The sequence below is a fragment of the Variovorax paradoxus genome (assembly GCF_030815855.1).
Classification (GTDB): Bacteria; Pseudomonadota; Gammaproteobacteria; order Burkholderiales; family Burkholderiaceae_C; genus Variovorax; species Variovorax paradoxus_M.
The window spans coordinates 1,102,427-1,116,303 of sequence record NZ_JAUSXG010000001.1 but is presented as its reverse complement, the minus strand read 5'-3'; the positions used below and the strand labels follow the sequence as shown (position 1 = coordinate 1,116,303).

At 67.4% G+C, this 13,877-nt stretch carries 9 protein-coding genes and 1 pseudogene; 6 read left to right on the top strand and 4 right to left on the bottom strand.

Annotation, left to right across the window (positions count from 1 at the left end):
• Positions 1 to 3: 3 nt before the first annotated feature.
• The 3 genes from QFZ42_RS05240 to QFZ42_RS05230 are packed head-to-tail and all read right to left on the bottom strand — an operon-like array spanning position 4 to position 7,719.
• A complete protein-coding gene (locus QFZ42_RS05240; protein WP_307699943.1) occupies positions 4 to 3,246 on the bottom strand; it encodes an efflux RND transporter permease subunit in 3,243 nt (1,080 codons plus the stop codon).
• Positions 3,243 to 6,350 (bottom strand): efflux RND transporter permease subunit, encoded by a 3,108-nt coding sequence (locus tag QFZ42_RS05235; RefSeq protein ID WP_307699942.1) that lies wholly within the window; start codon positions 6,348 to 6,350, stop codon positions 3,243 to 3,245. Before QFZ42_RS05235 ends, QFZ42_RS05240 begins: the two co-directional genes overlap by 4 nt.
• A 34-nt stretch (positions 6,351 to 6,384) precedes the next feature.
• Positions 6,385 to 7,719 (bottom strand): efflux RND transporter periplasmic adaptor subunit, encoded by a 1,335-nt coding sequence (locus QFZ42_RS05230; protein WP_307699941.1) that lies wholly within the window; start codon positions 7,717 to 7,719, stop codon positions 6,385 to 6,387.
• Positions 7,720 to 7,945: 226 nt separating this feature from the next.
• Between QFZ42_RS05230 and QFZ42_RS05225 the strand changes: the two genes are divergently transcribed.
• The 5 genes from QFZ42_RS05225 (at position 7,946) to QFZ42_RS05205 (ending at position 11,448) form a co-directional block, all read left to right on the top strand.
• Positions 7,946 to 8,467 (top strand): DUF6622 family protein, encoded by a 522-nt coding sequence (locus tag QFZ42_RS05225; RefSeq protein WP_307699940.1) that lies wholly within the window; start codon positions 7,946 to 7,948, stop codon positions 8,465 to 8,467.
• A 151-nt stretch (positions 8,468 to 8,618) separates the two neighbouring features.
• On the top strand, positions 8,619 to 9,224 hold the full coding sequence (locus QFZ42_RS05220; protein WP_307699939.1) for a protein-S-isoprenylcysteine O-methyltransferase: 606 nt from the start codon (positions 8,619 to 8,621) through the stop codon (positions 9,222 to 9,224).
• 27 nt (positions 9,225 to 9,251) lie between these two features.
• Entirely contained in the window at positions 9,252 to 9,551 is a 300-nt protein-coding gene (locus tag QFZ42_RS05215) for a 2TM domain-containing protein (protein ID WP_307699938.1), read from the top strand.
• Positions 9,548 to 10,615: a sensor histidine kinase gene (locus tag QFZ42_RS05210; RefSeq protein WP_307699937.1), complete on the top strand. Its 1,068-nt coding sequence runs from the start codon at positions 9,548 to 9,550 to the stop codon at positions 10,613 to 10,615. The genes QFZ42_RS05215 and QFZ42_RS05210 overlap by 4 nt, the downstream gene beginning before the upstream one ends.
• Complete coding sequence (locus QFZ42_RS05205) at positions 10,612 to 11,448, top strand: LytR/AlgR family response regulator transcription factor (protein WP_307699936.1); 837 nt, start codon at positions 10,612 to 10,614, stop codon at positions 11,446 to 11,448. The genes QFZ42_RS05210 and QFZ42_RS05205 overlap by 4 nt, the downstream gene beginning before the upstream one ends.
• A gap of 94 nt (positions 11,449 to 11,542) precedes the next feature.
• On the opposite strand, the gene QFZ42_RS05200 is transcribed toward QFZ42_RS05205, so the two are convergent.
• Positions 11,543 to 11,902, bottom strand: coding sequence for a hypothetical protein (locus QFZ42_RS05200; protein ID WP_307699935.1), 360 nt, complete (start codon positions 11,900 to 11,902; stop codon positions 11,543 to 11,545).
• 133 nt (positions 11,903 to 12,035) lie between these two features.
• Here QFZ42_RS05200 and QFZ42_RS05195 point away from each other — a divergent pair.
• Positions 12,036 to 13,851: pseudogene (locus QFZ42_RS05195) on the top strand (glutamine--tRNA ligase/YqeY domain fusion protein).
• Positions 13,852 to 13,877 lie beyond the last annotated feature (26 nt).

Below are 13,877 nucleotides of genomic sequence, written 5' to 3'. Positions count from 1 at the left end.
TGTTCATGTCGGCGAACTGGCGGCGCGGCTCAGATGCCGCTCGTTGCCGGAGCGCCGGCGCAGCTTGTCGAGCAACACGTAGACCACGGGCGTAGTCAGCAGCGTGAGCAGCTGGCTCGCCACGAGGCCGCCGATGATCGCCACGCCCAGCGGCTGGCGCAGCTCGGAGCCCTGGCCGAAGCCGATGGCCAGCGGCAGCGCGCCGAGCGCCGCGGCCAGCGTGGTCATGAGAATCGGCCGGAAGCGCAGCAGGCAAGCCTCGCGCACCGCTTCCACGGCCGAGATGCCACGCGCGCGCTCGGCTTCGAGTGCAAAGTCGATGATCAGGATCGCGTTCTTCTTCACGATGCCGATCAAAAGGAAGAGCCCGATGAGCGCAATGATCGAGAACTCCATGCGGAACAGCAGCAGCGCCAGCACCGCACCGACGCCCGCCGAAGGCAGCGTGGTCAGCACCGTGATCGGGTGGATCAGGCTTTCATAGAGCACGCCCAGCACGATGTAGATGACGACGATGGCCGCCAGGATGAGCGCCAGCTGCTGCCCCTGCGACTGCTGTGCCGCCAGCGCTGTGCCCTGGAAGCTGCCGCGCACGTTCACGGGCATGGCAATGTCCGCCTCGGCCTGCGCAACGATGCGCCGTGCATCCTGTAGCGTGACGCCCTCGCCAAGGTTGAACGACACGGTGCTCGCGAGCTCGGTGTCCTGGTGGTCGATGGAGCTCGGCACTGCGCGCTCGCTCACCTTGGCCAGCGCCGAGAGCGGCACCATCAGCGTGGTGTTCGCCGCCAGCGCCTGGCCGGTGGACGCGGTTCGCAGGCCGGGGTTGGCCGATGTGGTGATCGAGGTGCCGGTGCTCGCGTCGGTGGTGTTGGCCAGCGAGCTCACGGTGGTGGAGCCGCTCGCGGTGGTGCTGCTGGTGAGCGTCGAAGGCACGTACAAGTCCTTCAGTACCACGGGTGCTCGCTGGTAGCGCGGCGCCCATTCCATGATCACCGAATACTGGTTGAGCTCGTCGTAGATGGTCGCGACCGAGCGCTGCCCGTAGGCGTTGTAGAGCGCGTTGTCGACGGCGCTCGAAGTCACGCCGAGCCGCGCGGCGGTTTCGCGGTTGACGTCGACGTAAGTCTCCACGCCGTTGTCTGCCTGGTCGCTGTCGACGTCGGTCAGCGCGGTTTCCTGGCGCAGCCGGTCCGCCAGCTTCGCGGTCCAGGTGCGCAGGTCGGCGAGGTTGTCGCCCTTCAACGTGTACTGGAAGGCGGAGTTGCTCGAACGCCCGCCCATGCGCAGGTCTTGCACCGGGCTCAGGAACACGCGCAGGCCGGTCAGCTGGTTGAGTTGCGGCCGCAGCCGGTTGACGACTGCCGCGGTCTTCTCGCTGCGCTGCGACACCGGCTTGAGGTTGACGAACATGAAGCCACCGCCCGAACGGCTGCCGCCCGCGAAGCCCACCACGGAATCGACCGCCGGGTCCTTGTGGATGATGTCGACCGCCTGGCGCAGCTTTTCGCTCAGCGCCACCGATGAAATACTCTGGTCTGCGCGCAGGCCCGCGTTGAGCTGCCCGTTGTCCTGCTCGGGGAAGTAGCCCTTGGGAATGGCGGAGAACAGGTACACGTTGAGGCCGACCACCGCCAGCAGCACCACCATGACCACGGCCTTGCTCGCGAGCGCCCAGTCGAGGCTGTGGGCATAGGTGCGCAGGCTCCACTGGTACACGCCCTCCGACATGCGCGCCAGGCGCCCCGGCGGCTTGGCGTCGGGTGCCTCGGGCTTGAGCAGCATGGCGCACAGCATCGGCGTGGTGGTGAGCGATATGACCAGCGAGATCAGCACCGCCACCGACAGCGTGACCGCGAATTCGCGGAACAGCCGGCCGATCTGCCCGTCCATGAACAGCAGCGGAATGAACACCGCCACCAGCGAGAGGCTGATCGACAGCACAGTGAATCCCACCTCGCGCGCGCCGCGCAAGGCCGCCTCGATGCGGCCCATGCCGGCCTCGATGTGGCGGCTGGTGTTCTCGAGCACCACGATGGCGTCGTCCACCACGAAGCCCGTGGCCACCGTGAGCGCCATCAGGCTCAGGTTGTTGAGGCTGTAGCCCAGCAGGTGCATCACGCCGAAGGTGCCGAGCAGCGACACCACAGTGGCCACGGCGGGAATGATGGTGGCGCGCGCCTTGCGCAGGAACAGGCCGACCACCAGCACCACCAGCGCAATGGAGATCATGAGCGTGGCCTCGATCTCGCGCAGCGAGGCGCGGATGGAGTTGGTGCGGTCGGACGCCACCTGCACCTCGATGTCTTGCGGCAGCTGCGCGCGCAGTTCGGGCATCAGGTCGCGCACGCCGTCCACGGTTTCGATGATATTGGCGCCGGGCTCCTGCGTGACCAGCACGATCACCGCCGGCTCGCCGTTGAAAAGGCCCAGGGTGCGTGTGTTCTCCACGCTGTCGATCACCCGCGCCACGTCGCCCAGCCGCACGGCCGCGCCGTTGCGCCAGGCGATCACCATGTCGCGGTACTCCACGGCGTGCCGGCCCGGCGAGGGCGTGTAGATCTGCAGCCGGCGGTCGTCGTTCTCGATAGCGCCCTTGGGCCGGTTGGCGTTGTTGGCCTGGATGGCGGCGCGCACGTCTTCGCTGCTGATGCCGAAGCGGTTGAGCGAGAAAGGCTCCAGCTCCACCCGCACGGCCGGCAGCGAGCCGCCGCCGATCTCGACCTCTCCCACGCCTTCCACCTGCGAGAGCTTCTGGCTCACGATGTTGGAGACGGCCTCGTAGATCTGGCCCGGTGTGCGCGTCTTGGAAGTCAGCGCCAGGATCATGACCGGCGCGGCCGTCGGGTTGCGCTTGCGGTAGCTCGGGTTGCTGCGCAGGGTGGCCGGCAGGTCGGCCCGCGCCGCGTTGATGGCGGCCTGCACCTCGCGCGCGGCGCTGTCGATGTTGCGCTTGAGGTCGAACTGCAGGCTGATGCGGGTCGAACCGTTGGAGCTTGTCGAGGTGAGTTCGTTGACACCGGCGATCACGCCGAGCCGACGCTCCAGCGGCGTTGCGACGCTCGACGCCATTGTGCTCGGGCTCGCACCCGCAAGGCTGGCGGTCACCGAAATGGCCGGGTAGTCGACCTGCGGAAGCGGCGACACGGGCAGCACGAAGAACGCCGCAATCCCGGCCAGCGCGATGCCGATGGTCAGCAAGACCGTGGCAATCGGGCGCTCGACAAAAGGCCGGGAGAGATTCATTCCGCCACGGCCTCCGGCTTGCGCCCGAACCGGCGGCCCATGCGGTCGAACGCCAGGTACACCACCGGCGTGGTGAACAGCGTGAGCACCTGGCTCACCACCAGCCCGCCGAAGATCGCGAGGCCCAGCGGCCTGCGCAGCTCGGCGCCCTCGCCCCAGCCGAACATCAGCGGCAGCGCTGCGAACAGCGCCGCCAGCGTGGTCATCAGAATAGGCCGGAAGCGCAGCAATGCCGCCTGGTGAATGGCTTCCCGCGGCGACTTGCCCTCGCGCCGCTCGGCGTCGATGGCAAAGTCGATCATCATGATCGCGTTCTTCTTCACGATGCCGATCAGCAGGATGATGCCGATGATGCCGATCACGCCCAGGTCATTGCCGGTAACCATGAGCGCCAGCAGCGCGCCCACGCCCGCCGAGGGCAGCGTCGAGAGAATCGTCAGCGGATGGATGTAGCTCTCATACAGCACGCCCAGCACGATGTACACGCACACCACCGCCGCCAGAATGAGCCACAGCTGGTTGGAGAGCGACTTTTCGTAGGCCCCCGCCGCGCCCAGGAAGCTCATCGTCACGCTCGCCGGCATGCCGATTTCCTTGGCCGCCGCGCGAATGGCCGCCACCGACTTGCCGAGCGCCACGTTCTCGGCCGTGTCGAAGCCCACCGTGGCGGCAGGGTACTGCGCCACGTGCGTCACCTGCAGCGGCGCCGACTGCTCGCGCACCGTGGCAATCGACGACAGCGTGGTCGGCGCGCCGCTGCCGGTACGCAATTGCAGGTTGCCCAGCAGTTGCGGCGAGGCCAGGGCTTCGCGCTGCGCCTCGAGGATCACGCGGTACTGGTTGGTTTCGGTGAAGATGGTCGAGACGATGCGCTGGCCGAACGCGCTGTAGAGCGTGTCGTCCACCGAACTGGCCGTGACGGAGAGACGCGAGGCCGTGTTGCGGTCGATGTCCACGTAGGCGGCAAGGCCCTTCGCGCCTGCGTTGGTGGTGGCATTGCGCACCAGCGGTTCGGAGCGCAGGCGCTCCACGAGCTTTTGCGCCCAGGCATCCACGGTGCTGGTGTCCACCCCTTCGAGCGACACGCGGAATTCGGTCGGGCCGGTTTCGGCGTCGATGGTCAGGTCTTGCGTGGGCTGCAGATACAGCGTGACGCCCGCCACGGCACGCACGCGCTCGCGCAGGCGCTGCATCGTGGCTTCCTGGTCGCCGCGGCCGGCGCGCATGTTGATGAGCATGCTGCCGGTGTTCAGCGCCGTGTTGTTGGCCGCGTCCACGCCCACCACCGAGCTCACGCTGGCGACCTCGGGGTCGGCCAGGATTGCGTTGGCGGCCTGCTGCTGCAGCTCGGCCATGCGCGTGTACGACACGTCCTGCGCGGCCTCGATGCGCGCCTGCAGCTGCCCGGTGTCCTGCGTCGGGAACAGTCCCTTGGGAATCACGGCGTAGAGCAGGACGGTGAGTGCCAGCGTCGCCAGCGCCACGACCAGGGTCAGCGGCTGGTGGCGCAACACCCATTGCAGCCACACGTCGTAGCGGCCGATCACGCGGTCGAAGAAGCGCTGCACGCTGGCACCGAAGCGCCCGCCTTCTTCGGCCTGCGGCTTGAGCCAGCGCGCCGACATCATCGGCACCAGCGTGAGCGACACCACCGCGGAAATCAGGATGGTGATGGCCAATGTGACGGCGAACTCGCGGAACAACCGGCCCACCACGTCGCCCATGAACAAGAGGGGAATCAGCACCGCAATGAGCGACACGGTCAGCGAAATGATCGTGAAGCCGATTTGCGTCGCGCCCTTGATGGCCGCCTTGAACGGCGGATCGCCCTCCTCCAGGTAGCGCGCGATGTTCTCGATCATCACGATCGCATCGTCGACCACGAAGCCGGTGGCAATGGTCAATGCCATCAGGCTCAGGTTGTTGAGGCTGTAGCCCAGCAGGTACATCAGGCCGCAGGTGCCGATGAGCGAGATCGGCACCGCCAGGCTCGCGATGATGGTGGCGCGCACGCTGTGCAAGAAGAAGAAGATCACCAGCACCACCATCACGACCGCCAGCCCCAGTTCGAGCTGCACGTGAGAGACCGAAGCGCGGATGCCGGTGGTGCGGTCGCTCAGCACTTCGACCTTGAGCGAACCCGGCAGCGAGGCCTGCAGCTCGGGCAGCTGCTTCTTGATGGCATCGACCGTGCCGATCACGTTGGCGCCCGGCTGGCGCTGCACGTTCAGGATGATGGCCGGGTACAGCACCGGTTCCCGCTCGCCCACGCGCAGCGCGGCCCAGGCGCCCAGCTGCGTGTTCTCGGCGCCGTCGACCACGCGCGCCACGTCGGTCATCTTCACCGGCGCGCCGTTCTTCCACGCGACGATGAGGTTCTTGTAATCGTCCGCCGTCACGAGCTGGTCGTTGGCATTGATGGTGTAGGCCCGCCGCGGTCCGTCGAAGCTGCCCTTGGCGCTGTTGGCGTTGGCCGCGGTGATGGCGCTGCGCAGCGTGTCCAGGCCGATGCCTACCGCCGCCAGCGCGTTGGTGTCGGCCTGGATGCGCACGGCCGGCCGCTGCCCGCCCGACAGCGACACCAGCCCCACGCCGCCGACCTGGCTGATCTTCTGCGCGAGCCGCGTGTTCACGAGGTTCTGCACCTCGGTGAGCGGCATGGTCTCCGAGCTCACCGCCAGCGTGAGAACGGGCGCGTCGGCCGGGTTCACCTTGGCGTACACGGGCGGCGCCGGCAGGTCGGCCGGCAGCAGAGAGCCGCCGGCGTTGATGGCCGCCTGCACCTGCTGCTCGGCCACGTCCAGGGTCTGGTCGAGCGCGAACTGCAGCGTGACGATCGACACGCCCGCCGAGCTCACCGAACTCATGCGGTTGAGCCCGGCCATCTGGCCGAACTGGCGCTCGAGCGGGGCGGTGACGGTGCGGCTCATGACCTCGGGGCTGGCGCCGGGGTAGAGGGTCTGCACCTGGATGGTCGGGTAGTCGACCTGCGGCAGCGCGGCCAGCGGCAGCAGCCGGAGGCCCACAAAGCCGGCCAGCACGATGGCGACCATCAGCAGCGCCGTGGCCACCGGCCGTTCGATAAAAGGGCGGGAGGGACTCATCGCGAACGCGCTCGCTGGTTCCGTGGGTTGCTCGTCATTCAGGAGCGCGCTGGCGCCGCCGCTCCCCACCGCCTTCGCCGCGCTGGCCGCGTGGACCCGAAGCCGCACCGCGCGGCCCCGAGGCGCCGCCGCGCGGGCCTGCCGCGGGCCGGTCGCCCTGCAGCTGCACGACCCCGCCATCCTTGATGCGGTCGCCGCCCTCGGTCACGACGTTCTCGCCGGACTTCAAGCCTGAAGTGATGGCCACCACATCGGCATTGGCCTCGCCGCGCTTCACCTGGCGCATCGACACGGTGCGGTCGTCGTTGATGACATACACATAGTCGCCATTGGGGCCGGTGCGCACCGCCGTGACCGGCACCACCACCGCGCGCACCTTGCGCAGCAGCAACTGCACGTTGACGAACTGGCTCGGGAACAGCGTGGTCTGCGCATTGCCGAAGCGGGCCTTGGCCTTCACCGTGCCGGTGGTGGTATCGACCACGTTGTCGAGCGTGGAGAAGGTTCCCGTATCGAGCGTGGCCGCGCGGTTACGGTCGAAGGCAGTGACCGGTAGCGGCTCGCCCTTGGCAAGCTGCGCCTGGATGTCGGGCACGCGGTCTTGCGGCACCGAGAACTGCACGTCGATCGGGTTCATCTGCGTGATGACCGCGATGCCCGTTGTCGCATTGGCCGTGACGGTGTTGCCCGCATCCACCGCGCGCAAGCCGATGCGGCCGGCCACGGGCGAGGTGATGCGGGTGTAGTCGAGATTCAGCTTGGCGGCGGCCTCGGCGGCCAGGTCGGTGGTGACGGTGCCTTCCAGCTGCCGGACCAGCGCGGCCTGGGTGTCGACGTCTTGCCGGGCAATGGAGTCCTGCCCAAGCAGCGTGCGGTAGCGCGCAAGCGTGACGCGCGCGGCTTCGAGCTGCGCCTCGTCGCGCTGGCGCGTGCCGCGGGCCTGCATCAGCGCCTGCTCGTAGGGCCGGGGGTCGATGCGCGCGAGCAGCTGGTTCCTCGCGACCGTCTGCCCTTCGGTGAACAGCACTTCGGTCAGCACGCCGCCGACCTGCGCCTTGAGCGTGATGGTCGCCAGCGGCGTGACCGTGCCGAGCGCTTCGATGGTCACCGGCAGCTCGATTTCGCGCGCCGCCGCATGCCCGACCGTGGCGGTCACGCCGCCGAAACCCGGCCCGCCGGCGGGACTGCTCTTGCGGTTGATGAGATACCAGGCGCCGCCTCCCAACACCAGGAGCAACAGCAGCGCGATCAGGCTGCCGAGCCAGATCCTGCGGCGCGAAGGCGGCCGGGGCGGTGGAGACGAGGCAGGGTGTACCGGTTGAACAGCAGGCGAATCGCCGGAAGAAGGCTCGGAGTTCGGAGATTCCATGGGTGTGTGGCAATGCGCAAGTACGGCCGCTAGTGGAGCGCCGGATCGTAGCGCTCCTGTCTTATGAACCGTAAAGCGCCGGTAAAGCTGTGCCGCGGCGCTGCATTTCGCGTCCGTTCGCTGCGTCTGGCGCCGCCGACTGGCGTTTCGTCGCAGGGCCGTGGCGGCTGTGGCGGGGCGCCGGCACAGTCCGCCCATCGAATCGTCTTTTCACAGGAGAAACACCATGCTGCTGCAAATCATTCTTCACACCCCGAAGTGGGTTTTCGCCGTTTTCGTGCTGCTGCTGTGGCTCGGCTGCAAGCAGCTGCTCGCCGGCAGCGTCGGCCTGACGAAGGTGACCGTGATGCCCATCGCCATGACCGGCCTCTCATTGGCCGGCGTGATCTCGGCCTTCGGCGATTCGCCCGGTGCCCTGCTCGGCTGGGCCGTGGCGGCCGCCGCGCTGGTGCTGCTGGTGCTGCAGAGCCCCTTGCCCGCAAGCACCCGCTACGACAGGGCGGCACGCGAATTTCACCTGGCCGGCAGCGCGGTGCCGCTGGTGCTGATGATGGGTATTTTCTTCACCAAGTACGCGGTGGGGGTCGCGCTGGCCATGCACCCCGAGCTGCGCCAGCAGGCCAGCTTCGCCGTGGCGGTTCCCATGCTGTATGGCGCCTTCAGCGGCATTTTCGCGGCCCGCGCCGTGCGCCTGTGGAAGCTGGCGATCCGTAGCGACGCCATGGCCGTGGCCGCCCGCGCAGCCTAAGATCGCCGCCGGCCACACTCCAGGAACCGCCATGACCGTGCTCTTTCTGATCCTCAAGATTGCCGTCTCGGTCGTGCTCGCCGCATCGCTCGCCGAAGCGCCCGGCGCTGCCGCGGCGTAAGCGCCAGCACTCCGAATCGAAAGCCCAGTCGTGAACCTTCAGTCTTCACATATCGCGTTTGCCGCCGGTACTGCCGTCTACCTCGCGATTCGCGCCGCGTTCCAGCGCCGCGCTTCGTCAGAAGAAAAAACACTCAGCCGTGCCGACATGCGCGACCGCCTGCTGATCGTCCTCGTCGGAGCCTGCCAGATCGGCCTGCCAGTCGTCCTGATACTGACCCCTTGGCTCGACGCAGCCAACTACACGATGCCGATCGCCCTCACTTGGGCCGGCACGCTGGCCATGGGGTGCGCGCTGTGGCTGTTCTGGCGATCGCATGCCGACCTGGGCACCAGCTGGTCCGTGACTCTGGAACTGAACCGGAACCACCGCTTGGTCACGCAGGGTGTCTATCGCCGCATCCGGCATCCCATGTATGCGTCGTTCTTCGCCATGGGCCTGGGCCAGGCCCTGATGCTGAACAACTGGATCGCCGGCTGGGCTGCACTCGTGGCGGTCAGCCTGCTCTACGCCATCCGCAAGCCCCATGAGGAGCGGATGCTGCTCGAGTCTTTCGGCGACGAATACCGGACCTACATGCGGTGCACCGGCGGTATCGTTCCGCATTTCGTACTGCGCGCCACCTCCAATTCCTGATCGACTTTTATCCTGAGGAGACCTGTCATGAATGCCCATCCCTCTTCGACCCCGGCCTTTTCCGACCTCGACAAGCTCGCCCGCCGCCGCGCCGGCGCCAAGATGGGCTGGTACATCCATGCCTTGGTCTATGTGCTGGTCAACCTCGGGCTGGTCGCGCTCTCCGCATCGCGCGGCCACACCTGGGCGGTGTATCCGCTCATGGGCTGGGGCCTGGGCCTGCTGATCCACGGCGCGGTCATCTGGTTCATTGCGCCCGGCGGCAGCTTCTATGACCGGCTGGTCGAGCGCGAACGGCGCACGCTGCGGGCCGGGGAGCGCGGATGAGCGTCGGCGCGCTCCCCCGCTTTCGCGCGGAGAACATCCGGAGCATGCTCCGGCATGGCCTGATGACCGTCGCCTTCTGCTGCTTCATTGCCGCAGCGCTGGCCATCACCCAGCACGGGAGCTGGAGCGCGCAGATGGTGTATTCGATGTCCATCGGGCTGATCAGCTGGCTCTTCATCGACGTGGGCCGGCTGCTGATCAGCGGCCACAGGGAGATCCTCTGGCCATCCGGACCCTGGGGCTACCTGCTGGTGGCTGGCGGCGTGACAGTCGGCTTTCTGGGGGGCAATGCCATCGGCGACGCCTGGACCCATCAGCCCCTGCTCGACTTCGGCAGCTTCGGGGAGCGCAAGCTCGCGACCACGATCATCATCACGGTGACGGCCACCGTCTGTATGTGCTTCTTCTTCTACAGCCTCGGCAGGAGCAAGCACATGCTGCGCCAGATCGAGCTGGCGCAGCGCAACGCCACCGAGGCACGGCTCAAGCTGCTCGAAACGCAACTCGAGCCGCACATGCTGTTCAACACATTGGCCAACCTGCGCGTGCTGATCACGACCGACCCGCCGCGCGCCGTGGCCATGCTGGACCGCCTGAACAACTACCTGCGCATGACGCTCAGCGGTTCGCGCGCGCTCGCGCATCCGCTGTCGGCCGAGTTCGAACGGTTGGCCGATTACCTCGAACTGATGTCGGTGCGCATGGGCGAGCGCCTGCGCTACACGCTCGAACTGCCGGAAGATTTGCGCGACACGCCCGTGCCGCCGCTGCTCTTGCAGCCGCTGGTGGAAAACAGCATCCGCCACGGGCTGGAGCCCAAGGTGGAAGGCGGCGAGATCGCCGTGCGCGCACGCCAGGACGCCGGCCGGCTGGTCATCGAAGTGAGCGACACAGGCGTCGGCCTCGACGGCGCGCCGCCCTCGGAGGGCAGCGGCTTCGGGCTCGAACAAGTGCGCGAGCGGCTGGCCACGGTGTACGGCGACCAAGGCCGCATGAGCCTGGCCGCCGAGCCCGCCGGCGGAACCCGCACCACACTCAGCTTTCCCTTGCCGCCACACGCATGAACCCGACCGCACTCATCGCCGAAGACGAGCCCTTGCTCGCCCACGCCCTCAAGGCCGAACTGGCCGCGGCGTGGCCCGAACTGCAGCTGCTTGCCACCGCGGGCGACGGCCGCAGCGCCGTGCGCGAGGCCTTGCGGCTGCTGCCGCAGGTGTTGTTCTTCGACATCCGCATGCCCGGCCTCGACGGCCTGGGCGCCGCCGCCGAACTGGCCGACCGCTGGCCCACCGACGAGGCGCCCATGCCGCAGCTGGTTTTCGTGACCGCCTACGACGAATACGCCGCCCGCGCCTTCGAGACCCAGGCCATCGACTACGTGCTCAAGCCCGTGCAGCCCGAGCGCCTGCGCAAGACCGTGCTGCGGCTTCAGCAGGCGCTGGCCGGGCAGCAGCAACCGAAATCGGCCGCAGCCGACGAAGCGCTCGAGAAAACCCTTGCGCAGTGGCGCCAGGTGCTGGCCGCCGCTGCCGGCAACGGCGCGTCGGCATCCTCCGCCCCCGGCGCCCCGCTGCGCATGATTGCCGCCAGCGAAGCCGCCGGCAGCACCGTGCGCATGGTTCCGATCGACGAAGTGCTGTATTTCGAGGCGGCCGACAAATACATTCGCGTGCTCACCGCCACGCACGAATACCTGATTCGCACGCCGCTGAAGCAGTTGCTGACCCAGCTCGACCCGGAGGTCTTCTGGCAGGTGCATCGCGCCGTGGTGGTGCGCAGCTCGGCCGTGGAGGCCGTGCACCGCGACGAGGCCGGCAAGCTGCATCTCGATCTGCGCGGCCGGCCCGAGAAAATACCCGTCAGCCGTCTTTACGGCCACCTGTTTCGCGCCATGTGAAATTTACGGGCGCCCGAATGCCCATGAAAAAAGCCGGCCCTTCAGGACCGGCTTCTTTGCCTGGCAGGCGCCAACGAAGGCGCCGCTCCGCTACTTAACGCCAGTGGCCGTGACCGTGCCCATGGCCGCGGTAGTAGCCACGCGGGCCGTAATAACGCGGTGCGTAGTACGCCGGCGGTGCGTAGTACACCGGGGCCGGACGGTAGTAAACCGGCGGCGGCGGGCGGTAGTACACCGGCGGCGGCGCGTCGTAGTACACCGGCGCGGGGGCTGCGTAGACCGGGGCCGGGTAGTAGGCCGGAGCGCCCACGCCCACGGACACGCCCGGAAGACCCACGCCGACCGACCAGCTCACGTCGCCGCGGGCACTGGCCGAAGTGGCCGCAAACAATGCACCGGCTGCCACGACACCCGCGGCGGCCCATTTGAAGAAGGTTGAACGTGTGAGGCTCATGATCTGGAACTCCTTGTTGGGGCGTTTCGGCCCATGTAGGTATTGAACGCGCCAAATGCAAAGCGGTTGCCCGCCGCAATGTGAAGAACGTTGCCAAAGGTAACCGGCAGGGGGTGCCCTCTAGAATGCCGCAATGACCTCCCCGACCGACAAAGACAGCCCCAAGACGGCCGCCGCACCGAGTAATTTTCTGCGCCACGTGATCGAAAACGACCTTGCGCAGGGGGCCTATTCTGGCCGCAAATGGGGTGGCTCGCCCGGCGACGCCGCCCATCATGCCCAAGGCATGGCCGACCCGGCCAAGGTGCGCATGCGCTTTCCGCCCGAGCCAAACGGTTACCTGCACATCGGCCACGCCAAGAGCATCTGGCTCAACTTCGAGCTGGCCAAGGAATACGGCGGCGGTGTGCCACCTGCGCTTCGACGACACCAACCCCGAAAAAGAAGAGCAGGAATACGTCGACTCCATCCGCGACGCGGTCAAGTGGCTCGGCTATGAAACCTACCTGGCCGACCGCCCGAGCGCACCAGGCACCCTGCAGCCGCACGAATACTTCGCAAGCGACTACTTCGACTTCATGTACCGCGCCGCCGAATACCTGATCGGCGCCGGCCTGGCCTATGTGGACGAGCAAAGCGCCGAAGAAATTCGCGCCAACCGCGGCGACTTCAACACGCCCGGCACCCACAGCCCCTTCCGCAGCCGCAGTGTGGAAGAAAATTTGGCCCGCTTCCGCGCCATGCGAGACGGCCAGCTGCCTGATGGCGCCGCCATCCTGCGCGCCAAGATCGACATGGCGAGCCCCAATATCAACATGCGCGACCCCGCGCTGTACCGCATTCGGCGCGCAACGCACCACAACACCGGCGACAAGTGGTGCATCTACCCGATGTACACCTTTGCGCACCCCATCGAAGACGCGCTCGAGCAGATCACCCACTCCATCTGCACGCTGGAGTTCGAAGACCAGCGCCCCTTCTACGACTGGCTGCTCGACCGTCTGGCCGAAGGCGGCCTGATCGCCAGCCCGCACCCGCGCCAGTATGAATTTGCGCGCCTCAACGTCACCCACGTGATGACCAGCAAGCGCAAGCTGCGCCAGCTGGTCGAAGAAAAGCACGTCGACGGCTGGGACGACCCGCGCATGCCCACCCTGGCCGGCCTGCGCCGCCGCGGCTACACGCCCGAGGCGCTGCGCCTGTTCTGCGAACGCAGCGGCACGACGAAATCCGGCGGCTGGATCGACTACGCCAGCCTGGAGGCCGCGCTGCGCGACACGCTCGACCCCATCGCCCCGCGCGCCATGGCCGTGCTCGACCCGGTCAAGCTGGTGATCACCAACTGGGGCGATTTGATGGACGGCGACGGCGTGCTCGACGACTGCACCGCCCCCGTCAACCCGCGCGACCCCGAAGCCGGCCTGCGCCATTTCAAGATCGGCCGCGAGGTGTGGATCGAAAGCACCGACTACGAAGACGTGCAACCCAAGGGCTTCTTCCGCCTGTTCCCCGGCAACAGGGTGCGCCTGAAGTACGGCCACACCATCGAATGCACCGGCGCCACACGCGATGCCGCCGGCAAGCTGCTCGAAGTGCAGGCCACGCTGGTGCCCGACACCAAGAGCGGCACCCCGGGCGCGGACGCCATCAAGGTGAAGGGCAACATCACCTGGGTGGCCGTGGCCGATGCGGTGCAGGCCAAGGTGCGGTTGTACGAGCGCCTGTTTGCGGCGGCGAACCCGGGCAGCGGGGAACTGCTGGACGAGTTGAACAGGCAGAGCCTGGAAACCTGCACTGCGTTCGTCGAGCCGTCGCTGGCCAATGCCGAAGACGGCGCGGCGTTTCAGTTCGAGCGGCATGGGTACTTCGTGCGCGATGCGAAGGCCGGTACGGATGGCAAGCACGTGTTCAACCGCGCGGCGGGGATGCGGGACAGCTGGGGCAAGTAGCCACTGCTCAGCTGCACGATATCCTG